The organism is Enterobacter sp. CRENT-193 (genome assembly GCF_002787395.1).
Classification (GTDB): Bacteria; Pseudomonadota; Gammaproteobacteria; order Enterobacterales; family Enterobacteriaceae; genus Enterobacter; species Enterobacter hormaechei_C.
On record NZ_CP024812.1, the window covers coordinates 2244659 to 2265547 of the forward strand.

Annotated in this window: 21 protein-coding genes; 18 read left to right on the forward strand and 3 right to left on the reverse strand. The window is 57.5% G+C overall.

Annotated features, from left to right (window positions below; all coding sequences use genetic code 11):
• The first annotated feature begins 60 nt into the window (after positions 1-60).
• On the forward strand, positions 61-546 hold the full coding sequence (gene sixA, locus CU081_RS11080) for a phosphohistidine phosphatase SixA (protein WP_003861375.1): 486 nt from the start codon (positions 61-63) through the stop codon (positions 544-546).
• A 46-nt stretch (positions 547-592) separates the two neighbouring features.
• On the opposite strand, the gene smrB is transcribed toward sixA, so the two are convergent.
• Positions 593-1144, reverse strand: a complete 552-nt coding sequence (gene smrB, locus CU081_RS11085; RefSeq protein ID WP_022651546.1) for an endonuclease SmrB — start codon at positions 1142-1144, stop codon at positions 593-595.
• A 145-nt stretch (positions 1145-1289) separates the two neighbouring features.
• Here smrB and prmB point away from each other — a divergent pair, with 145 nt between their 5' ends.
• From prmB to CU081_RS11115, 6 genes are read left to right on the forward strand one after another with little or no spacing between them, the layout of a single operon-like run.
• Positions 1290-2222, forward strand: coding sequence for a 50S ribosomal protein L3 N(5)-glutamine methyltransferase (gene prmB / locus CU081_RS11090; RefSeq protein WP_003861381.1), 933 nt, complete (start codon positions 1290-1292; stop codon positions 2220-2222).
• A 60-nt stretch (positions 2223-2282) separates the two neighbouring features.
• Positions 2283-3368, forward strand: coding sequence for a chorismate synthase (aroC, locus tag CU081_RS11095; protein ID WP_003861383.1), 1086 nt, complete (start codon positions 2283-2285; stop codon positions 3366-3368).
• A 2-nt stretch (positions 3369-3370) separates the two neighbouring features.
• A complete protein-coding gene (gene mepA / locus CU081_RS11100) occupies positions 3371-4195 on the forward strand; it encodes a penicillin-insensitive murein endopeptidase (RefSeq protein ID WP_003861385.1) in 825 nt (274 codons plus the stop codon).
• On the forward strand, positions 4195-5004 hold the full coding sequence (locus CU081_RS11105; RefSeq protein WP_003861386.1) for a sulfite exporter TauE/SafE family protein: 810 nt from the start codon (positions 4195-4197) through the stop codon (positions 5002-5004). The genes mepA and CU081_RS11105 overlap by 1 nt, the downstream gene beginning before the upstream one ends.
• Complete coding sequence (locus CU081_RS11110) at positions 5004-5549, forward strand: elongation factor P hydroxylase (protein WP_003861390.1); 546 nt, start codon at positions 5004-5006, stop codon at positions 5547-5549. Before CU081_RS11105 ends, CU081_RS11110 begins: the two co-directional genes overlap by 1 nt.
• A gap of 13 nt (positions 5550-5562) precedes the next feature.
• Positions 5563-5841, forward strand: coding sequence for a YfcL family protein (locus CU081_RS11115; protein ID WP_003861391.1), 279 nt, complete (start codon positions 5563-5565; stop codon positions 5839-5841).
• A 58-nt stretch (positions 5842-5899) separates the two neighbouring features.
• Here the strand turns inward: CU081_RS11115 and mnmC are convergent, their stop codons facing one another.
• Positions 5900-7897, reverse strand: coding sequence for a bifunctional tRNA (5-methylaminomethyl-2-thiouridine)(34)-methyltransferase MnmD/FAD-dependent 5-carboxymethylaminomethyl-2-thiouridine(34) oxidoreductase MnmC (gene mnmC, locus CU081_RS11120; RefSeq protein WP_022651545.1), 1998 nt, complete (start codon positions 7895-7897; stop codon positions 5900-5902).
• 158 nt (positions 7898-8055) lie between these two features.
• On the opposite strand from mnmC, the gene fabB reads away from it, so the two are divergent.
• Both fabB and CU081_RS11130 read left to right on the forward strand, forming a co-directional pair.
• Positions 8056-9273, forward strand: a complete 1218-nt coding sequence (gene fabB / locus CU081_RS11125) for a beta-ketoacyl-ACP synthase I (RefSeq protein WP_003861395.1) — start codon at positions 8056-8058, stop codon at positions 9271-9273.
• Between the two features lie 68 nt (positions 9274-9341).
• Entirely contained in the window at positions 9342-10520 is a 1179-nt protein-coding gene (locus CU081_RS11130; protein WP_003861397.1) for an MFS transporter, read from the forward strand.
• 87 nt (positions 10521-10607) lie between these two features.
• Here CU081_RS11130 and flk read toward each other — a convergent pair whose 3' ends face one another.
• Positions 10608-11612 carry a flagella biosynthesis regulator Flk gene (flk, locus tag CU081_RS11135; RefSeq protein WP_003861399.1) on the reverse strand — a complete coding sequence of 335 codons (1005 nt, stop codon included), beginning with the start codon at positions 11610-11612 and terminating at the stop codon, positions 10608-10610.
• A 111-nt stretch (positions 11613-11723) separates the two neighbouring features.
• On the opposite strand from flk, the gene pdxB reads away from it, so the two are divergent.
• The 9 genes from pdxB (at position 11724) to purF (ending at position 20808) form a co-directional block, all read left to right on the forward strand.
• Positions 11724-12860 (forward strand): 4-phosphoerythronate dehydrogenase PdxB, encoded by a 1137-nt coding sequence (pdxB, locus tag CU081_RS11140; protein ID WP_003861401.1) that lies wholly within the window; start codon positions 11724-11726, stop codon positions 12858-12860.
• A gap of 66 nt (positions 12861-12926) precedes the next feature.
• Positions 12927-13940, forward strand: a complete 1014-nt coding sequence (locus CU081_RS11145; RefSeq protein ID WP_003861403.1) for an aspartate-semialdehyde dehydrogenase — start codon at positions 12927-12929, stop codon at positions 13938-13940.
• Entirely contained in the window at positions 13940-14752 is an 813-nt protein-coding gene (gene truA, locus CU081_RS11150) for a tRNA pseudouridine(38-40) synthase TruA (RefSeq protein WP_001286071.1), read from the forward strand. The genes CU081_RS11145 and truA overlap by 1 nt, the downstream gene beginning before the upstream one ends.
• A gap of 28 nt (positions 14753-14780) precedes the next feature.
• Positions 14781-15440 (forward strand): DedA family protein, encoded by a 660-nt coding sequence (locus CU081_RS11155; protein WP_003861406.1) that lies wholly within the window; start codon positions 14781-14783, stop codon positions 15438-15440.
• Positions 15441-15594: 154 nt separating this feature from the next.
• Positions 15595-16500, forward strand: coding sequence for an acetyl-CoA carboxylase, carboxyltransferase subunit beta (gene accD, locus CU081_RS11160; protein ID WP_003861408.1), 906 nt, complete (start codon positions 15595-15597; stop codon positions 16498-16500).
• Between the two features lie 70 nt (positions 16501-16570).
• Positions 16571-17839: a bifunctional tetrahydrofolate synthase/dihydrofolate synthase gene (gene folC, locus CU081_RS11165; protein WP_017692992.1), complete on the forward strand. Its 1269-nt coding sequence runs from the start codon at positions 16571-16573 to the stop codon at positions 17837-17839.
• Entirely contained in the window at positions 17829-18515 is a 687-nt protein-coding gene (dedD, locus tag CU081_RS11170; RefSeq protein ID WP_003861412.1) for a cell division protein DedD, read from the forward strand. The genes folC and dedD overlap by 11 nt, the downstream gene beginning before the upstream one ends.
• A gap of 253 nt (positions 18516-18768) precedes the next feature.
• Positions 18769-19257, forward strand: coding sequence for a colicin V production protein (gene cvpA / locus CU081_RS11175; RefSeq protein ID WP_000262116.1), 489 nt, complete (start codon positions 18769-18771; stop codon positions 19255-19257).
• A 33-nt stretch (positions 19258-19290) separates the two neighbouring features.
• A complete protein-coding gene (gene purF / locus CU081_RS11180; RefSeq protein WP_008502595.1) occupies positions 19291-20808 on the forward strand; it encodes an amidophosphoribosyltransferase in 1518 nt (505 codons plus the stop codon).
• Positions 20809-20889 lie beyond the last annotated feature (81 nt).

The following is a 20889-nucleotide window of genomic DNA, read 5'->3' on the forward strand; positions in this document are numbered from 1 at the left end:
TCAGAGCATTAATCGCGGGTAGTTAACGCCGGTGATTCTGGTTAACAAAAGCGGTGCAATATGCAAGTTTTTATCATGCGTCACGGCGACGCGGCACTCGATGCCGCCAGTGACTCAGTACGTCCTTTAACCGTCTGTGGCTGCGACGAATCCCGTCAGATGGCGACATGGCTTAAAGGTCAAAAAGTGGACATTGAACGCGTTCTGGTGAGTCCGTTCCTGCGGGCAGAACAGACGCTGGATGTGGTAGGGGAGTGTATGAACCTGCCATCCAGTGTGGATGTGCTCCCTGAACTTACGCCGTGTGGCGATGTTGGCCTTGTCAGTGCTTATCTTCAGGCGCTGTGCAATGAAGGTGTCGCTTCCGCACTGGTCATTTCCCACCTGCCGCTGGTCGGCTATCTGGTATCTGAGCTGTGCCCGGGCGAAACGCCACCGATGTTCACTACGTCCGCCATTGCCAACGTCACCCTCGACGAAACCGGCAAAGGGGTCTTTAACTGGCAAATGAGTCCGTGCAACCTGAAGATGGCAAAAGCCATCTGACGTGACGTGCGATATGGCGGGGTGCAGCGTGCCTCCCGCCATCCTGTCAGGGCAACTCTGGCGGCTGCCACTCCTCCACTTCAATCAATACCAGCAATGCGGCATCTCCGCCGTACTCTTTGGGTGCCTGATGAAACGCCATCACGTGCGGGTGCTGAGCCAGCCACAGCGGTGTCTGTTGCTTAAGAATATGTTTGCCGTGGCCGTGCATTACGCAGGTGCAAAAAACATGCTCGCGACGACATGCCGCGATCAACGCCCCCAGCTCCTGTTTCGCCTGCATCTGGGTCAACCCATGCAGATCGAGGAACAGCTCCGGCGAGTAATCTCCCCGGCGTAATTTTTTCAGTTCAAAATGGCTGACGTCTTCGCGCACGTATTTCACCGCACCCTGAGTATTGAGCAGCGGCTGAAACTCATCTGAAAAATAGTGGCTGTTATCGGCCTGCTCCTGGAGCAGACGTTTGACCGGAACCTCGCTGACTTTTTTACGCTGCGGGCGATGGACAATGGTGTCGTGCGTGATTTGACGCGTCCCGGTCATCAGCTGGCGGAAGAGAGCCTGATCCTCCTCGCTGAGCGATGTTTTCTTTTTCATTCGTCATTCTCATCTCGTATTTCCGATAGTGTACCCGACTAAACGCATTTTTTAACCTCAAGCGACACGCGTCATTGCTGATTTATCGCCGTCTTCATGGCAAACTAGCCGCCGAAAATTATGCGAGCATGCCCTGGAGGAAAGAGTGGATAAAATTTTTGTCGATGAAGCAGTAAACGAGCTGCATACCATACAGGACATGTTGCGCTGGTCGGTTAGCCGCTTCAGCGCCGCCAATATCTGGTACGGCCACGGTACGGATAACCCGTGGGATGAGGCCGTTCAGCTGGTGCTGCCGTCTCTCTATCTGCCGCTGGATATTCCGGAAGACATGCGCACCGCGCGCCTGACCTCCAGCGAAAAACACCGCATCGTTGAGCGCGTGATCCGTCGCGTGAACGAGCGCATTCCGGTGGCTTACCTGACCAACAAAGCCTGGTTCTGCGGCCATGAGTTCTATGTTGATGAACGCGTGCTGGTGCCGCGCTCGCCGATTGGCGAGCTGATCAACAACCACTTTGACGGCCTGATTAACCATCAGCCGCAGCACATTCTTGATATGTGCACCGGCAGCGGCTGCATCGCCATTGCCTGCGCGTACGCCTTCCCGGAAGCGGAAGTGGACGCCGTCGATATCTCCACCGACGCGCTGGCCGTCACCGAACACAACATTGAAGAGCACGGGCTGATTCATCACGTCACGCCTATCCGCTCTGACCTGTTCCGCGACCTGCCGACGCTGCAATACGACCTGATCGTCACCAATCCGCCGTACGTGGATGCAGAAGACATGTCCGACCTGCCGAACGAGTACCGTCACGAGCCGGAGCTGGGTCTGGCGTCCGGCTCTGACGGGCTGAAGCTGACCCGCCGCATCCTGGCCTGCGCGCCGGATTATCTGACCGACGACGGCGTTCTGATTTGTGAAGTGGGCAACAGCATGGTACATCTGATAGAGCAGTACCCGGATGTGCCGTTCACCTGGCTTGAGTTCGACAACGGCGGTGACGGCGTCTTTATGCTGACCAAGGCGCAGCTGCTTGATGCACGCGAATACTTCAGTATTTACAAAGATTAATCCAGCGGGCTTCGGCCCGTTTCACAACGCTCAAACACAAACAACAACATCGGAGCCGTGATGGCAGGAAACAGTATTGGACAGGTATTCCGTGTGACCACCTTTGGCGAGTCGCACGGTCTGGCACTGGGTTGTATCGTTGATGGCGTCCCGCCAGGCATCGAACTGACCGAAGCCGATTTACAGCATGACCTTGACCGTCGGCGTCCGGGTACCTCTCGCTACACCACGCAGCGTCGCGAGCCGGACCAGGTCAAAATTCTCTCCGGCGTATTTGAAGGCCGTACCACCGGGACCAGCATTGGTCTGCTGATTGAAAACACCGATCAGCGTTCTCAGGACTACGGCGCGATTAAAGACGTCTTCCGTCCGGGCCACGCTGATTACACCTACGAACAAAAATATGGCTTTCGCGACTATCGCGGCGGCGGACGTTCTTCCGCACGTGAAACCGCGATGCGCGTGGCGGCAGGGGCGATTGCCAAAAAATATCTCCAGCAGAAATTCGGCATCGTTATCCGCGGCTGTCTGACCCAGATGGGCGACATTCCGCTGGCAATCAAAGACTGGGATCAGGTAGAACTTAACCCGTTCTTCTGCGCCGATGCCGACAAGCTGGACGCGCTGGATGAGCTGATGCGTGGCCTGAAAAAAGAGGGCGATTCCATTGGTGCGAAAGTCACCGTGGTAGCCGACGGCGTGCCGGCTGGCTGGGGCGAGCCGGTATTTGACCGCCTTGACGCCGACATCGCCCACGCGCTGATGAGCATCAACGCGGTGAAAGGCGTTGAAATCGGCGACGGTTTTGACGTGGTTAAGCTTCGCGGCAGCCAGAACCGCGACGAAATCACGAAGGCGGGTTTCCAGAGCAACCATGCGGGCGGCATTCTGGGCGGCATCAGCAGCGGGCAGCAAATTATTGCCAATATCGCGCTGAAGCCCACGTCCAGCATTACCGTGCCGGGCCACACGATTAACCGCGCTGGCGATGAAGTTGAGATGATCACCAAAGGGCGTCACGATCCGTGCGTGGGGATCCGCGCGGTACCGATCGCAGAAGCGATGCTGGCGATCGTGCTGATGGATCACTTCCTGCGCCAGCGCGCGCAGAATGCGGATGTGACGACCACCATTCCACGCTGGTAACTATGAAAAAAACCGCAATCGCTCTGCTGGCGCTGCTGGCCAGTGGAGCAAGCCTGGCCGCTACGCCGTGGCAGAAAATCACCCACCCGGTAGCGGGGAGCGCGCAGTCCATTGGCGCTTTCTCCAACGGGTGTATCGTCGGCGCGCAGGAACTTCCGCTGCAATCGGATACCTATCAGGTGATGCGCACCGACCAGCGCCGTTATTTCGGCCATCCTGACCTGGTGCTTTTTATTCAGCGTCTTGGCAACCAGGTGCATAATCTGGGGCTGGGCACGATGCTGATTGGCGATATGGGGATGCCTGCCGGTGGCCGCTTTAACGGCGGTCACGCCAGCCACCAGACCGGACTGGATGTGGATATCTTCCTGCAATTGCCGAAAACGCGCTGGAGCTCAGCGCAGCTGCTGAAACCGCAGGCGCTGGATCTGGTCTCGGCCGACGGTAAACGGGTCGTCGCCTCACGATGGTCGCCGGAAATTTCCAGCATGATTAAGCTGGCGGCAGAGGATAACGACGTCACGCGGATCTTTGTTAATCCGGCCATCAAGCAGCAGCTTTGCCTGGATGCGGGAACGGATCGCGACTGGTTGCGTAAAGTGCGCCCGTGGTTCCAGCATCGTGCCCATATGCATGTTCGCCTGCGCTGCCCGGCGAACAGCCTGGAATGTGAAGATCAGCCGCTGCCACCGCCTGGCGATGGTTGTGGTTACGAACTGCAAAGCTGGTTTGAACCAGCCAAGCCTGGAACCTCTAAGCCTGAGAAGAAGACACCGCCTCCGTTGCCGCCTTCCTGCCAGGCGCTACTGGATGAGCATGTACTTTAATGGATAATTTCGTCGATCTGTTCATGGTGTCACCGCTGCTGCTGGCGGTGCTCTTTTTTGTTGCAATGTTAGCAGGATTTATCGATGCCCTGGCGGGCGGCGGCGGGTTGCTCACCGTTCCGGCGTTGCTGGCGGCAGGCATGAGCCCTGCCCAGGCGCTTGCCACCAACAAACTCCAGGCATGCGGCGGTTCGCTCTCCTCGTCGCTCTATTTCATTCGGCGTAAAGTGGTGAATCTCGCCGATCAGAAGCTCAATATCCTGATGACGTTTATTGGCTCAACGGCGGGCGCGCTGCTGGTCCAGCACGTACAGTCCGACATTCTGCGCCAGATCCTGCCGCTGCTGGTTATCTGTATCGGCCTCTATTTCTTACTCATGCCAAAGCTCGGGGAAGAAGATCGACAGCGTCGCCTTCACGGCCTGCCGTTTGCGCTGATCGCCGGTGGCTGCGTCGGTTTTTACGATGGCTTCTTTGGCCCGGGGGCAGGCTCGTTTTACGCGCTGGCATTCGTGACGCTGGCCGGGTTCAACCTCGCCAAATCCACCGCCCACGCCAAAGTCCTCAACGCGACCTCCAACGTCGGCGGTCTGCTGTTGTTTATCATTGGCGGCAAGGTTATCTGGGCAACCGGGTTTGTGATGATGGCAGGGCAGTTTTTGGGCGCGCGCGCAGGCTCGCGTCTGGTATTAAGCAAAGGGCAAAAGCTGATCCGCCCGATGATTGTTGTCGTCTCGGCGGTGATGAGCGCCAAACTTCTTTATGACAGCCATGGACAGGAGATCCTCACCTGGTTGGGGATGAACTAATGAACAGTACGCATAACTACGAACAGCTGATTGAGATCTTCGATAGCTGTTTTGCTGATGATTTTAATACCCGTCTGATTAAAGGCGACGACGAACCGATCTATCTTCCTGCTGATGACGAGGTTCCGTATAACCGCATCATCTTTGCCCACGGCTTTTACGCCAGCGGTTTGCACGAAATTTCGCACTGGTGTATCGCCGGGAAAGCGCGTCGCGAGCTGGTGGACTTTGGTTACTGGTACTGCCCGGACGGGCGCGACGCCGCCACCCAGGGGCAGTTTGAAGATGTGGAGGTGAAACCCCAGGCGCTGGAATGGCTGTTCTGCGTGGCGGCGGGTTTCCCGTTCAACGTGAGCTGTGACAACCTCGAAGGCGACTTCGAGCCAGACCGTATCGTCTTCCAGCGCCGCGTTCATGCGCAGGTGATGGAATATCTTGAGAAAGGCATCCCGGCACGTCCGGCACGCCTGATCGAGGCTTTACAGAATTATTACCACACGCCGGAGATCACGGCGGAATGCTTCCCGTGGCCGGAAGATCTTTAACAGAGGAAAGAAGATGATCGCAGAATTTGAATCACGCATTCTGGCGTTAATTGATGACATGGTGGAACACGCCAGTGATGATGAGCTGTTCGCCAGCGGTTATCTGCGTGGTCACCTGACGCTGGCGGTAGCCGCGCTGGAAGCCGGGGACGATCACTCTGCCGACGCCGTTCACGCGGAAGTCACTCGCAGCCTGGAAAACGCTATTCAGGCCGGGGAACTCTCTCCGCGCGACCAGTCTTTAGTGCTGGGCATGTGGGATAATTTGTTCCAGCAGGCGAAAGCGAAGTAAGTGTATCACCGCCCTCTCCCACAGGGAGAGGGCCGGGGTGAGGGCACCAGACCGCACCCTACTTGACCATTTTCCCCTTCAGCAATTTCCGCACCCACAGTCGGTTTGGATTCAGCCCCGCGAGCGTAACCCTGTCCAGCGGAACCGGCTCGTCGCTCATTTGCGCGGCTAGCACTTCAGCCAGCAATGGCGCGGAGCATAATCCCCGCGAGCCTAAGCCACCCAACATAAACAGTTCCGTATAAACGGGCGCATTTACCGCCGTTTCTTTGTTGTCTGCAAGATCCTGATAGACTTCAAGCGTGGCGTCATAGTCCGGCACGTTTCCCGCCATCGGCAGGTGATCGCGGGTCGCGCAGCGTACGCCGCAGCGCGCCTGACCCTCACTGACATCAACCTCTTTCGCCCACGACGCATCCGGAAAACAGTCGACCAGGCGCTGTCGGTTTTGCTGCTGATCCGCTTCGCTGTACTGCATATCTGTTTCACCGCGATGGTAGCTGGCGCCGATGCAGTGATGGCCGTTGGAGGGATTTTGCGGCGTCAGGTAGCCGTCGTAACACAGCACCTGACGCAGTTTGCTCAGTTCGGGCGCGGTCGGGATATGGCTCACCTGGCCGCCGACTGGATAAACCGGCAATGACGCTGTCTGGGTAAACTGAGTGATGTGATGTCCGTTGGCCAGTACAACGCTGGCATGCTGCGCCTCTTTACCGTCAGCGAAACGCAGCTTCCAGTGTGCAGTGCGGCTTAGCGATTGAACCTTATGGGCATAATGCACTGTCAACCCACGCGACTGCCCGAGGGCTATCGCCGCAGAAGTCAGTTCAGCCGGACACAGCCAGCCGCCGAGTGGATACTGAATACCCCCGCAGCCGGTGTCGACACCAGCGGTCTCAGCAACCTGCTGAGCCGTCACTGCATGGGCGATGGTTTCCGGCAGCCCCAGCGACAGCATTTGTGTGATTTTCTGCTGGCTCTTCTCGTCCCAGCCGAGCTGCGTCACGCCGCACCAGTCGTGGTCGAACGCAACCGGCAGGCTATCGTAAAGGCGGCGAGCAAACGTAAACGCCGCCGGGAAGAACTGGAACAGTGCCGGATCGTGTGAACTTAATAAGGGATAAAGCGCGCCCTGACGGTTGCCTGATGCGCCCGTCGCCGGCGCCTCGTCAGCGCAGTAGAGCGTCACCTGCCAGCCACGGTGCAGCAGCGCCAGCGAGAGCAGGGCGCTGGCAATACCCCCGCCCACAATAGCGACCTCACGCGAGGTGCTGGCGCGGCGGGCAAACCAGGGGGCCTGCGCCGGGATCGCCAGATCCTGTTCCATCACCCCGACCAGCATGTCGCGTTTGCGGCCAAAGCCTTTGGTTTTCCGCATGGTAAACCCCGCCTCCTGCAACCCACGACGGACAAAGCCCGCGGAGGTGAAGGTAGCAAGCGTCGCGCCCGGGCGCGCCAGACGTGCCATGGCGCTGAACAGGTGCGGGCTCCACATGTCCGGGTTTTTAGCGGGCGCAAAACCGTCCAGGAACCAGGCGTCCACTTTCTGATTCATTGAGTCATCAAGCTTATCGGTCAGGTCGTTAATATCGCCCAGCCACAGGTCGAGGGTGACGCGTCCGTCATCCAGAATCAGACGATGACAGCCGCCGATAGCCGGTGGCCACTGGGTCTGAAGCTGTTCCGCCCAGTGGGCAAGCTCCGGCCAGCGCTGATGGGCAAGCCGCAGATCGTGCGCGGTAAGCGGAAATTTTTCGAAACTGATGAAATGTAATCTTTGTAAGGTAGCCTCGGGGTATGCAGCGCGAAAACAATCGAATGCCTGCCAGAGGGTCAGAAAATTCAGCCCGGTGCCGAAACCGCTCTCCGCCACGACGAACAGCCTGCGCGGATGCTCAGGGAAGCGGGTGCCGAGATGATTTCCGTCGAGGAAAACATAGCGCGTCTCTTCCAGTCCGTTATCATTAGAAAAGTAGACGTCATCAAAATCTCGGGAAACAGGTGTACCCTCAGCGTTGAATTCGAGGTTGGCAGGTTGTATGGCGTTTTGTTTCACGTAAGTTACTCGTCCGACAGGCAGTGGCACGATCTTAGCGATGTGAGCCCATCGGTGCAAATTTCCACAGAAAATGGCTGATCGGACTTGTTCGGCGTACAAGTGTACGCTATTGTGCGACTCGAAACTTTTTATAGTGCGACTTACAGAGGTATTGAATGAAACGTGCAGTGATTACTGGCCTGGGCATCGTTTCCAGCATCGGTAATAACCAGCAGGAAGTCCTGGCATCTCTGCGTGAAGGACGCTCCGGGATCACTTTCTCTGAAGAGTTTAAAGATTCTGGAATGCGTAGCCACGTATGGGGTAACGTTAAACTGGACACCACCGGTTTAATTGACCGTAAAGTGGTTCGTTTCATGAACGATGCCTCTATCTACGCCTATCTTTCCATGCAGGAAGCGATCAAGGATTCTGGTCTGAGCGAAGACGTTTACCAGAACAACCCACGCGTGGGCCTGATTGCAGGTTCCGGCGGTTCTTCTAAAGCTCAGGTGTTCGGTGCTGACGCCATGCGCAGCCCGCGCGGCCTGAAAGCGGTCGGTCCATATGTTGTGACCAAAGCCATGGGTTCAGCGGTTTCCGCGTGCCTGGCAACGCCGTTCAAAATCCACGGTGTGAACTACTCCATCAGCTCCGCATGTGCGACCTCCGCACACTGTATCGGTAATGCGGTTGAGCAGATCCAACTGGGCAAACAGGACATCGTATTTGCTGGCGGTGGCGAAGAGCTGGGCTGGGAAATGGCCTGTGAGTTCGACGCGATGGGCGCACTGTCCACTAAATACAACGAAACGCCAGACAAAGCGTCCCGTACTTATGATGCACACCGCGACGGTTTTGTTATCGCTGGCGGCGGCGGTATGGTTGTGGTTGAAGAGCTGGAACACGCGCTGGCGCGTGGCGCGCACATCTATGCTGAGATCGTGGGCTACGGCGCAACGTCTGACGGCGCTGACATGGTTGCTCCATCCGGTGAAGGCGCGGTGCGCTGCATGAAGATGGCGATGCACGGTGTTGATACTCCAATCGACTACCTGAACTCCCACGGCACCTCAACGCCGGTAGGCGACGTGAAAGAGCTGGGTGCGATCCGTGAAGTGTTCGGCGACAACAGCCCGGCTATCTCTGCAACCAAAGCCATGACCGGTCACTCTCTGGGCGCGGCGGGCGTGCAGGAAGCGATCTACTCTCTGCTGATGCTGGAAAACGGCTTTATCGCGCCAAGCATCAACATCGAAGAGATGGACGAGCAGGCGGCTGGCCTGAACATCGTGACTGAAACCACCGAACGTGAGCTGACGACCGTTATGTCCAACAGCTTCGGTTTCGGCGGCACCAACGCCACGCTGGTGATGCGTAAGCTGAAAGCGTAAGCGTTTGAAGGTATAGTAGAAGGGAGCCGCGCGGCTCCCTTTTTTTATGCCTGAACACGGAGTTATGCATGAAGGCTGTTACCCCTGAGAAGAGCGCTCCTTCCGGGAACCTTTCCCTTTTCCGCATCGCCTTTGCGGTGTTTCTGACCTATATGACCGTTGGCCTGCCGCTGCCGGTGATCCCCTTGTTCGTTCACCAGGAGCTGGGCTATGGCAACACCATGGTCGGCATTGCGGTGGGCATTCAGTTTTTAGCGACGGTATTAACCCGGGGCTACGCCGGTCGCCTGGCGGATCAGCACGGCGCAAAACGCTCGGCGTTGCAGGGCATGTTTGCCTGCGGGCTGGCGGGGGGAGCCTGGCTGCTGGCGGCGCTGTTGCCAATAGATGCAGCGTATAAATTCGCGCTGCTGGTGGTAGGGCGCCTGATCCTCGGCTTTGGCGAAAGCCAGCTGCTGACCGGCACCCTGACCTGGGGAATGGGGCTGGTGGGACCTGCGCGTTCCGGAAAAGTGATGTCCTGGAACGGGATGGCGATTTACGGCGCACTGGCGGCAGGCGCGCCGCTGGGGCTGCTGATCCACAGCCAGTTTGGTTTTGCGGCGCTGGCAGGCACCACCATGGTATTGCCGCTGCTGGCGTGGGCGTTTAACGGTTCGGTGCGTAAGGTGCCCGCCCATAAAGGCGAGCGTCCTTCGCTGTGGAGCGTGGTGGGGCAAATCTGGCAGCCGGGGCTTGGGCTGGCGCTTCAGGGGGTGGGCTTCGCGGTTATTGGTACCTTTGTCTCCCTCTATTTCATGAGCCGCGGCTGGGCGATGGCGGGCTTTACGCTGACGGCCTTTGGCGGCGCGTTTGTATTGATGCGCGTGCTGTTTGGCTGGATGCCGGATCGCTTTGGCGGCGTGAAGGTGGCCGTGTCGTCACTTGTCATTGAGACCGTGGGTCTGGTACTGCTCTGGCAGGCGCCCTCTGCATCCGTTGCGCTGCTGGGTGCGGCGTTAACCGGCTGCGGCTGCTCGCTGATCTTCCCGGCGCTGGGCGTTGAAGTGGTGAAGCGCGTGGCTCCGCAGGTGCGCGGCACGGCGCTGGGCGGCTATGCGGCGTTTCAGGATATCTCATACGGCATCACCGGGCCGCTGGCGGGGCTGCTTGCAACGTCGTTTGGCTATCCTTCCGTATTTCTCGCCGGTGCGGTGTCAGCGGTGGTGGGGATTGTGGTGACGATGGTGGCGTTTCGCAAGCGGTAGTATGTTGCCGGGTGGCGGCTTCGCCTTACCCGGCCTACGGTTCGAGCCGTTGTAGACCCGGTAAGCGAAGCGCCACCGGGCAAATCCTCACGCAACCAGCCAGAAAATCGCCAGCGCAATCACCAACGCGATCAACATCAATCCCGGACGGGCAGAAAGCGTTTTGAACGTATCAACTACGGGGGCAAACAGCGGGTTGTAGATCGGCTGAATGTTTCTTACCTCCGGCACGCCGCCTTCCCGCTCGGCGCGGCGAACGAAGATCTGATTGAGCACATCCTGCACCTGGGCGGTGGTCAGCACCGTTTGCGGCGTAGCCTGCCAGCTCTGCTGAGCGTAATCCCGGATCGTATCGAACTCGTGCGGTTCCAGCGGTTGTTTCAGCGCCGCCTGTACGCTGTGCAGGGTCGGGGCGCTCTGGGTGCTGAGCGTCTGACGCGCCTGGAGCCAGGTGACCAGATGGGTAAACTGTTTTGCCGGGATCATCTCGCCCGCTTTCACACCGGAAAGTTCCAGCATGGATTGCCAGATAAGCTTTGTTGGTTCGCCGGTTGCGGCAGCCAGCTTAGTGACCATCTGCTTGAGCGTATTATGCTCCGCAGGCTGCAATGGCCGTTCTGTAGACGGGCGCTGTTGCGGCTGCGGGATAGAAAGCTGATTGCTTTGCAGCAGGGTCAACACGGTTTTCAGCTGTTCCGGCGAAAGCTGGCTCAGGGCGGTATGACCGTACTGTTGACGGATAAAATCACTCACCGCCTGGCGATTATTCCCCTGGCCCAACAGCTCGGTCAGCTGCGAGATAATCTGGCGGGTGGTATGTTGCTGCTGTGCGCTGGTAAGACGCTGGTTCAGGTTTTGTTCGGCGGCAGGGAAATGGCGCGACTGTAGCGGCGCATCGTTTCTGACGCCCAAATCGTGCTTCACGCCGGCCCACACCTCTGCGTTTTGCTGTGAGGTCAACGCAATAAGACGCGTGATCAGACGCTCCAGTACGGTGCGTTGCTGCGTGGAGAGCGGTTGTTCGCCTGGCGTGTTGGGCGTTACGGGGCCTTCACCCGGAGGGCGCGGAGGCGTACCTGAAATGGGCTGCATCGTCAAAAATCCTTAAAGTCAAACTCTGCGTAACCGGGCGGAGATATATGCCCGGCGGCGAGATTATGGCACACTTGGCAGGTTTACTTCCTCTCAAACAGGTACTCAGACGTGAAAATCCTCGTTGATGAAAATATGCCTTACGCCCGTGAGCTGTTCAGCCGCCTGGGTGAGGTTAAGGCTGTCCCTGGTCGCCCGATTCCGGTCAGCGAACTGGACGATGCAGACGCCCTGATGGTGCGCTCGGTGACTAAAGTAAATGAGGCGCTGCTCACCGGCAAAGGGGTTAAATTTGTCGGGACGGCAACGGCCGGGACCGATCATGTGGATGACCAGTGGCTTAAGCAGGCGGGGATTGGTTTTTCCGCGGCGCCAGGCTGTAACGCCATTGCCGTCGTGGAATATGTTTTCTCCTCGCTATTGATGCTGGCCGAGCGCGATGGTTTTACGCTGAAAGATCGCACCGTCGGGATTGTGGGTGTGGGCAACGTGGGCGGACGTCTGCAAAAGCGTCTGGAAGCCTGGGGAATCCGCACCCTGCTGTGCGATCCGCCGCGTAAGGATAACGGTGATGAAGGCGACTTCCGCACACTGGATGAGCTGGTCGACGAGTGCGACGTCATCACCTTCCATACGCCGCTCTTTAAAGAGGGGCCGTATAAGACCCTGCACCTGGCCGACGAAAAGCTGATCCGCCGTCTCAAGGCTGGCACTATTCTGATAAATGCCTGCCGGGGACCGGTGGTGGATAACGCGGCGCTGCTGGCATGTCTCGACGAAGAACAAGAGCTTAGCGTCGTGCTGGACGTCTGGGAGCCAGAGCCGGATCTCAACGTCGCATTGCTGGATAAGGTAGACGTAGGTACCGCACATATCGCGGGTTATACCCTTGAAGGCAAAGCGCGTGGCACAACCCAGGTGTTTGAGGCTTACAGCGCCTTTATCGGCCATCCGCAGCAGGTAGCGCTGGATACGCTGCTGCCCGCCCCGGAATTTGGCCGCATTACCCTTCATGGCCTGCTGGATGAGGCAACGCTGAAAAGACTGGTGCATTTGGTGTATGATGTGCGCCGCGATGACGCGCTGCTGCGTAAAGTGGCGGGTATTCCGGGTGAGTTTGACAAGCTACGCAAAAATTACCTTGAGCGCCGCGAGTGGTCTTCCCTGTATGTCATGTGCGATGACGCGTCAGCGGCGGGGCTGCTGCATAAACTGGGATTTAACGCCGTTCACCACCCGGCACGTTAATGTCTTCTTAATGCTCCCTGTCGGATGTTCCGGCAGGGACGCTTTTTATTTCTGGAGTAAACCACCATGTCTGAAGGCTGGAACATTGCCATTTTGGGTGCCACTGGCGCCGTGGGCGAAGCCCTGCTTGAAACCCTTGCTGAGCGTCAGTTCCCGGTGGGTGAGATTTACGCACTGGCGCGTACCGACAGCGCAGGAGAACAGCTGCGTTTCGGCGGGAAATCCTTGATGGTGCAGGACGCCGCCGCGTTTGACTGGACGCAGGCTCAGCTGGCGTTTTTTGCCGCAGGTGCGCAAGCCACGGCGTCTTACATTGAAGAAGCGACAAATTCAGGCTGTCTGGTGATCGACCTGAGCGGCCTGTTCTCCCTGGAGCCGGATGTGCCGCTGGTGGTGCCGGACGTCAACCCGTTTGTGCTGGCTGACTACCGCAACCGCAACATCATTGCAGTACCGAACAGCCTCACCAGCCAGCTGCTGACCGCGCTGAAGCCGCTGATCGACGACGGTGGCCTGTCGCGTATTTCCGTGACCAGCCTGCTGTCAGCCTCCGCTAACGGCAAAAAAGCCGTAGACGCACTGGCAGGGCAGAGCGCGAAGCTGCTGAACGGTATCCCGATCGACGAAGATGATTTCTTTGGCCGCCAGCTGGCGTTCAACATGCTGCCGCTACTGCCGGATCGTGAAGGTTCGGTGCGGGAAGAGCGTCGTATCGTCGATGAAGCACGCAAAATTTTGCAGGATGACGGGCTGATGATCTCCGCGAATGTCGTGCAGTCTCCGGTCTTTTACGGCCACGCGCAGATGGTCGGGTTTGAAGCCCTGCGTCCGCTGGCGGCTGAAGAAGCCCGCGACGCGTTTGGCCGCGGAGAGGACATTGTCCTGTCCGAAGAGAGCGAATTCCCGACGCAGGTGGGCGACGCCACCGGCAGCGCGCATCTCTCTGTGGGCTGTGTGCGTAACGATTACGGTATGCCTGAGCAGGTGCAGTTCTGGTCTGTTGCCGACAACGTGCGTTTCGGCGGCGCGCTGATGGCGGTCAAAATCGCGGAAAAACTGGTGCAGGAGTATCTGTACTGATGTCAGATGTGGAACAAAAGCCGGTCCACAGAATTGCCCTCGGCATTGAATACGATGGCAGTAAATACTATGGCTGGCAGCGGCAGAATGAGGTGCGCAGCGTCCAGGAGAAGCTGGAGAAAGCGCTCTCTCAGGTAGCGAATGAACCGATAAGCGTCTTCTGCGCGGGCCGCACCGATGCCGGCGTTCACGGCACGGGGCAGGTGGTGCATTTTGACACCACCGCCGTGCGCAAAGACGCGGCCTGGACGCTGGGTGTAAATGCGAATTTGCCTGGTGACATTGCCGTGCGTTGGGTGAAAGCTGTGCCGGATGATTTTCACGCGCGTTTCAGCGCGACGGCGCGGCGCTACCGTTATGTCATCTATAACCAGCGCCTGCGCCCGGCGGTGTTAAGCCAGGGCGTGACGCATTTTTATGAACCGCTGGATGCAGAACGTATGCAGCGTGCGGCGCAGTGTCTGATTGGAGAGAATGATTTTACGTCGTTTCGTGCGGTGCAGTGTCAGTCCCGTACGCCGTGGCGTAACGTCATGCACATTAACGTCAGTCGGTATGGCGCGTATGTGGTGGTGGATATCAAAGCCAATGCCTTTGTACATCATATGGTGCGGAATATTGTGGGCAGCCTGATGGAAGTGGGCGCCGGACACCAGCCGGAGAGCTGGATTGCAGAACTGCTTGCAGCGAAGGACAGAACGCTTGCGGCAGCAACGGCGAAAGCGGAAGGGCTGTATCTGGTTTCGGTGGATTATCCGGACCGGTTCGACCTGCCAAAACCGCCAATGGGCCCGCTGTTTTTAGCGGACTAAACAAAGGTGCAATTAGGGCTTAGACAATATGGACGTAATACGTTTTCTGATTGATTTCATCCTGCATATTGATGTTCACCTGGCGGAGCTGGTCGCGCAGTACGGCGTCTGGGTTTACGCCATTCTGTTCCTCATTCTGTTCTGTGAAACCGGCCTTGTGGTTACGCCGTTCCTTCCTGGAGATTCACTGCTGTTCGTGGCGGGCGCGTTATCCGCACTGCCAACGAATGACCTGAATGTCCATCTGATGGTCGTCCTGATGATCATCGCCGCGATTGTTGGTGATGCGGTCAACTACACCATCGGGCGGGTGTTTGGCGAGCGGTTGTTCAGTAATCCGGACTCGAAGATTTTCCGCCGCAGTTATTTAGATAAGACCCATGCGTTCTATGAGCGCCATGGCGGTAAGACCATTATCCTTGCCCGTTTTGTGCCTATTGTGCGTACATTTGCACCGTTTGTGGCGGGAATGGGTCACATGTCCTATCGTCATTTTGCCATGTACAACGTGGTGGGCGCGCTGCTGTGGGTGCTGCTGTTCACCTATGCAGGCTACCTGTTTGGCGATCTGCCGGTGGTTCAGGAAAACCTTAAGTTACTGATTGTAGCGATTATTGTGCTTTCCGTACTGCCTGGCGTCATCGAAATTATCCGTCACAAACGCGCGGCGGCAAAGCAAGCGAAGTAAATGCACGCTGGCGGTTCGACCACTTTTTTATCCAAAGTTTCGGGCTGTTATGTTTTAATGTGCAACATTCATGGTCTGTTGGAGGCAAAAATGGCATTATTCGCCTCTTACAGCAAAACTGGCATACGACCAGGTTCAGGCAGAAAGGTTATCAATGAGCTGGATTGAACGAATTAAAAGCAACATTACCCCAACGCGTAAAGCGAGCATTCCTGAAGGGGTATGGACGAAGTGTGATAGCTGCGGCCAGGTTCTGTATCGCGCAGAGCTGGAACGCAATCTTGAGGTGTGTCCGAAGTGTGACCACCATATGCGTATGTCGGCGCGCAACCGCCTGCATAGCCTGCTGGACGAAGGTTCTCTGGTAGAACTGGGCAGCGAACTGGAGCCAAAAGATGTGCTCAAGTTCCGCGACTCCAAAAAATACAAAGATCGTCTGGCCTCTGCGCAGAAAGAGACCGGCGAGAAAGACGCGCTAATCGTCATGAAAGGCACCCTGCATGAAATGCCGGTGGTTGCCGCCGCGTTTGAGTTCTCCTTTATGGGCGGCTCAATGGGCTCCGTGGTCGGCGCGCGTTTCGTGCGTGCCGTTGAGCAGGCGCTGGAAGACAACTGCCCGCTGATCTGCTTCTCCGCCTCCGGTGGCGCACGTATGCAGGAAGCGCTGATGTCCCTGATGCAGATGGCGAAAACCTCTGCGGCGCTGGCGAAAATGCAGGAGCGCGGTCTGCCGTACATTTCGGTACTGACCGACCCAACCATGGGCGGCGTTTCTGCAAGCTTCGCCATGCTGGGCGACCTGAACATCGCGGAGCCAAAAGCGCTGATCGGCTTTGCCGGTCCTCGCGTTATCGAGCAGACCGTACGTGAGAAACTGCCGCCGGGCTTCCAGCGCAGTGAGTTCCTCATTGAGAAAGGCGCTATCGATATGATCGTCCGCCGTCCGGAAATGCGCCTGAAACTGGCCAGCATTCTGGCGAAGCTGATGAATCTGCCAGCGCCTAACCCGGACGAGCCGCGCGAAGGCGTGGTGGTACCGGATCAGGAACCCGAGGCCTGATAACTGAAAAGGGCAGGGCCGAATGGCGCTGCCCTTTTGCTTTCTAAACCGTTAATGACAACCGGGCATCATGGAAAATAAAAGCATTCCTCAAGCCACGTCGCCCCTGGCCGCGTGGCTTTCTTATCTGGAAAACCTGCACAGTAAAACTATCGACATGGGCCTTGAGCGCGTAAGCCAGGTTGCCGCGCGTCTTGACGTGCTGAAACCCGCGCCTTTCGTGTTTACCGTCGCCGGCACTAACGGTAAAGGCACCACCTGCCGCACGCTGGAATCTGTCCTGATGGCGGCGGGGTACAAAGTTGGCGTTTACAGCTCGCCGCATCTGGTGCGCTATACCGAGCGCGTGCGGGTGCAAAACACCGAGCTGGCGGAATCGGCCCATACGGCGTCGTTTGCCGCTATCGAAGCGGCGCGCGGCGAAACCTCATTAACCTATTTCGAATATGGCACCCTGTCGGCGCTGTGGCTGTTTAAGCAGGCGCAGCTGGACGTGGTGATCCTGGAAGTGGGGCTGGGCGGGCGTCTGGATGCCACCAATATGGTGGATGCGGATGTCGCCGTCGTCACCAGCATCGCGCTGGATCACACCGACTGGCTGGGCCCGGACCGCGAGAGCATTGGCCGTGAGAAGGCCGGTATTTTCCGGGCCAATAAGCCTGCCGTGGTAGGCGAACCGGACATGCCACATACCATCGCTGAGGTAGCGAAAGAGAAGGGCGCTCGTCTGCTGCGTCGCGGCGTGGACTGGCAGTATGAGGTGCAGGACAACGGCTGGCGCTTCAGCGATGCGCAGGGCGTGCTGGAGAGTCTGCCCCTGCCGCAGGTGCCACAGCCTAACGCGGCGACTGCGCTGGCAGCCCTGCGCGCCAGCGGATTAGCGGTAAGCGAGCAGGCAATCCGCGATGGCATTCAGAACGCACTGTTACCAGGACGTTTTCAGATTGTGAGTGAGTCACCGCGTCTGATTCTGGATGTTGCACATAACCCGCATGCGGCGGCGTACCTCGCAGGACGTCTCAAATCGTTACCAAAAACCGGGCGCGTGCTGGCGGTTATCGGTATGCTTCATGATAAAGATATCGGCGGCACGCTGGCCTGCATGGAGAGTGTGGTCGATAGCTGGTATTGTGCTCCTCTGGAAGGGCCGCGCGGCGCGACTGCTGAGCAGTTGATGGAACATCTCGGCAAAGGCGAAATCTACAGCAGTGTGGTTTCGGCCTGGCGTGCCGCGATGGCGGAGGCTAAACCAGAAGATACCGTGCTGGTGTGTGGGTCATTCCACACGGTGGCACATGTCATGGAAGTGATGGACGCGGGGAGAACCGGTGGCGAGTAAGTTTCAGAACCGTTTAACAGGAACCATTGTGCTGGTCGCGCTCGGGGTGATTATTCTCCCGGGATTGCTCGACGGGCAGAAAAAGCATTACCAGGATGAATTTGCGGCCATTCCGCTGGTACCCAAACCGGGCGATCGCGACGAGCCCGATATGTTGCCAGCGGCAACGCAGGCGCTGCCTGCCCAGCCGCCAGAAGGCGCAGCGGAAGAGGTGCGCGCAGGTGATGCAGCCGCGCCGTCGCTCGATCCCTCGCGCCTGGCGACGAACAATAACATCGAGATTGATCCGGTGCCGGTAGAACAGCCTAAGCCTGTTGAGAAGCCGAAACCGGTGGAGAAGCCGCAGCCGAAACCGCAGCGGGATAAAGCGGCCGAGCAACTGGCAGCCGCTTCAGAAACGCCACCGCAGGCAAAACAGGACGCGGCCCCTACCGGCAAAGCCTATGTCGTTCAGCTCGGTGCGTTGAAAAATGCAGATAAGGTCAATGAGATCGTGAGTAAACTGCGCGGCGCGGGATACCGTGTTTATACTTCACCCACCACGCCGGTACAGGGTAAAATTACGCGTATCCTCGTGGGGCCGGATGCGTCGAAAGATAAGCTCAAAGGTTCGCTTGGCGAGCTGAAGCAAATCTCCGGCCTGAGCGGTGTGGTGATGAACTACAGCGCCAACTGATAGAAATTATCCCCTCACCCTGGCCCTCCCCCTAAAGGGGCGAGGGGTCGGTTTACTCCCTCTCCCTTGAGGGAGAGGGCCGAGGTGAGGGGGAGGCAGACGTTCACAGAAACGTCAAAGGTGCGGGGCGTTGAGCATTTTTTCAGCGCCTTTTTTATTTACGCGTGGGAAGGAAATCCCTACGCAAACGTTTTCTTTTTCTGTTAGAATTCGCCCCGAACTGGATGACAGGGCGTTAAATCGTGGGACACATATGGTCTGGATTGATTACGCCATCATTGCGGTGATTGGTTTTTCCTGTCTGGTTAGCCTGATCCGTGGCTTTGTTCGTGAAGCGTTATCGCTGGTAACCTGGGGTTGTGCTTTCTTTGTTGCCAGTCATTACTACACTTACCTGTCTGTCTGGTTCACGGGCTTTGAAGATGAACTGGTCCGAAACGGAATCGCCATCGCGGTGCTGTTTATCGCGACGCTGATTGTCGGCGCTATCGTCAATTACGTGATAGGTCAGCTGGTCGAGAAAACCGGTCTGTCAGGAACGGACAGGGTGCTCGGCATCTGTTTCGGCGCGTTGCGAGGCGTGCTCATTGTGGCCGCGATCCTGTTCTTCCTGGATACCTTTACCGGGTTCTCCAAAAGTGAAGACTGGCAAAAATCGCAGCTCATTCCGGAGTTCAGCTTCATCATCAGATGGTTCTTTGACTATCTGCAAAGCTCGTCGAGTTTCTTGCCCAGGGCATAAACCCTGAGATGTGGCTTAACGAGGAAAAGACGAATGTGCGGTATTGTCGGTATCGCCGGTTTCATGCCGGTAAACCAGTCGATTTATGACGCGTTAACGGTGCTTCAGCACCGTGGGCAGGATGCTGCGGGTATCATCACCATTGATGCAAACAACTGCTTCCGTTTACGCAAGGCGAACGGCCTGGTAAACGATGTATTTGAAGCCCGCCATATGCAGCGTCTGCAAGGTAATATGGGGATCGGTCACGTTCGTTATCCTACTGCTGGCAGTTCCAGCGCCTCTGAGGCTCAGCCTTTTTACGTTAACTCCCCGTATGGCATCACGCTTGCCCACAATGGCAATCTGACCAATGCCCACGAGCTGCGTAAAAAGCTGTTTGAAGAGAAACGTCGCCACATTAACACCACCTCTGATTCTGAAATCCTGCTCAATATCTTTGCCAGCGAGCTGGATAACTTCCGCCATTATCCGCTGGAAGCAGACAACATTTTTGCTGCCGTTGCCGCGACTAATCGCCAGATCCGTGGCGCGTATGCTTGCGTGGCGATGATCATCGGTCATGGCATGGTAGCCTTCCGCGATCCAAACGGCATTCGCCCGCTGGTGCTCGGCAAACGTGATCTCGGCGATGGCCGTTCCGAGTACATGGTTGCCTCCGAAAGCGTGGCGCTGGATACTCTGGGCTTCGAATTCCTGCGTGATGTCGCGCCAGGCGAAGCGGTCTACATCACTGAGAAGGGCCAGCTGTTTACCCGTCAGTGCGCCGACAATCCGGTGAGCAACCCGTGCCTGTTCGAATACGTTTACTTCGCGCGTCCGGACTCGTTCATCGACAAGATTTCCGTTTACAGCGCGCGCGTCAATATGGGGACGAAGCTGGGCGAGAAGATTGCCCGCGAGTGGGACGATCTCGACATCGACGTCGTCATCCCAATCCCTGAAACCTCCTGTGATATCGCGCTGGAGATTGCCCGTATTCTGGACAAGCCGTACCGTCAGGGCTTCGTGAAAAACCGCTACGTGGGCCGCACCTTTATCATGCCGGGCCAGCAGCTGCGTCGTAAGTCAGTACGTCGTAAGCTGAACGCTAACCGCGCCGAGTTCCGCGACAAGAACGTGCTGCTGGTGGACGACTCCATTGTGCGCGGCACGACGTCTGAGCAGATCATCGAGATGGCGCGTGAGGCCGGGGCGAAGAAAGTGTATCTTGCCTCCGCAGCGCCGGAAATTCGCTTCCCGAACGTGTATGGCATTGATATGCCAACCGCTAACGAGCTGATTGCTCACGGTCGTGAAGTAGACGAAATCCGGCAGATCATCGGTGCCGACGGTCTGATTTTCCAGGATCTGAACGATCTGATCGACGCGGTGCGCGCCGAGAACCCGGATATTCAGCAGTTCGAATGCTCGGTATTCAATGGGATCTACGTGACGAAAGACGTTGACCAGCAGTATCTCGACTATCTGGATTCTCTGCGTAACGACGATGCGAAAGCCGTCCAGCTGCAAAACGATCTCGAAAGCTTAGAGATGCACAACGAAGGTTGATGCGTATGCAGGTGAGGGCGCTCGCCCTCACTTGCAACTCCCAGTAAAATCCTGCACAGTCTGCCCTGAAATCAGCAAGGG

Excerpts from the sequence above, each read along its gene's own strand:
- aroC (WP_003861383.1), top strand. The coding sequence starts at position 2,283 with ATGGCAGGAAACAGTATTGGACAGGTATTCCGTGTGACCACCTTTGGC.
- CU081_RS11145 (WP_003861403.1), top strand. The coding sequence starts at position 12,927 with ATGTCTGAAGGCTGGAACATTGCCATTTTGGGTGCCACTGGCGCCGTG.
- mepA (WP_003861385.1), top strand. The coding sequence starts at position 3,371 with ATGAAAAAAACCGCAATCGCTCTGCTGGCGCTGCTGGCCAGTGGAGCA.
- flk (WP_003861399.1), bottom strand. The coding sequence starts at position 11,612 with ATGCAGCCCATTTCAGGTACGCCTCCGCGCCCTCCGGGTGAAGGCCCC.
- accD (WP_003861408.1), top strand. The coding sequence starts at position 15,595 with ATGAGCTGGATTGAACGAATTAAAAGCAACATTACCCCAACGCGTAAA.
- CU081_RS11110 (WP_003861390.1), top strand. The coding sequence starts at position 5,004 with ATGAACAGTACGCATAACTACGAACAGCTGATTGAGATCTTCGATAGC.
- smrB (WP_022651546.1), bottom strand. The coding sequence starts at position 1,144 with ATGAAAAAGAAAACATCGCTCAGCGAGGAGGATCAGGCTCTCTTCCGC.
- fabB (WP_003861395.1), top strand. The coding sequence starts at position 8,056 with ATGAAACGTGCAGTGATTACTGGCCTGGGCATCGTTTCCAGCATCGGT.
- purF (WP_008502595.1), top strand. The coding sequence starts at position 19,291 with ATGTGCGGTATTGTCGGTATCGCCGGTTTCATGCCGGTAAACCAGTCG.
- cvpA (WP_000262116.1), top strand. The coding sequence starts at position 18,769 with ATGGTCTGGATTGATTACGCCATCATTGCGGTGATTGGTTTTTCCTGT.
- CU081_RS11115 (WP_003861391.1), top strand. The coding sequence starts at position 5,563 with ATGATCGCAGAATTTGAATCACGCATTCTGGCGTTAATTGATGACATG.
- CU081_RS11155 (WP_003861406.1), top strand. The coding sequence starts at position 14,781 with ATGGACGTAATACGTTTTCTGATTGATTTCATCCTGCATATTGATGTT.
- truA (WP_001286071.1), top strand. The coding sequence starts at position 13,940 with ATGTCAGATGTGGAACAAAAGCCGGTCCACAGAATTGCCCTCGGCATT.
- CU081_RS11105 (WP_003861386.1), top strand. The coding sequence starts at position 4,195 with ATGGATAATTTCGTCGATCTGTTCATGGTGTCACCGCTGCTGCTGGCG.
- CU081_RS11130 (WP_003861397.1), top strand. The coding sequence starts at position 9,342 with ATGAAGGCTGTTACCCCTGAGAAGAGCGCTCCTTCCGGGAACCTTTCC.
- folC (WP_017692992.1), top strand. The coding sequence starts at position 16,571 with ATGGAAAATAAAAGCATTCCTCAAGCCACGTCGCCCCTGGCCGCGTGG.
- sixA (WP_003861375.1), top strand. The coding sequence starts at position 61 with ATGCAAGTTTTTATCATGCGTCACGGCGACGCGGCACTCGATGCCGCC.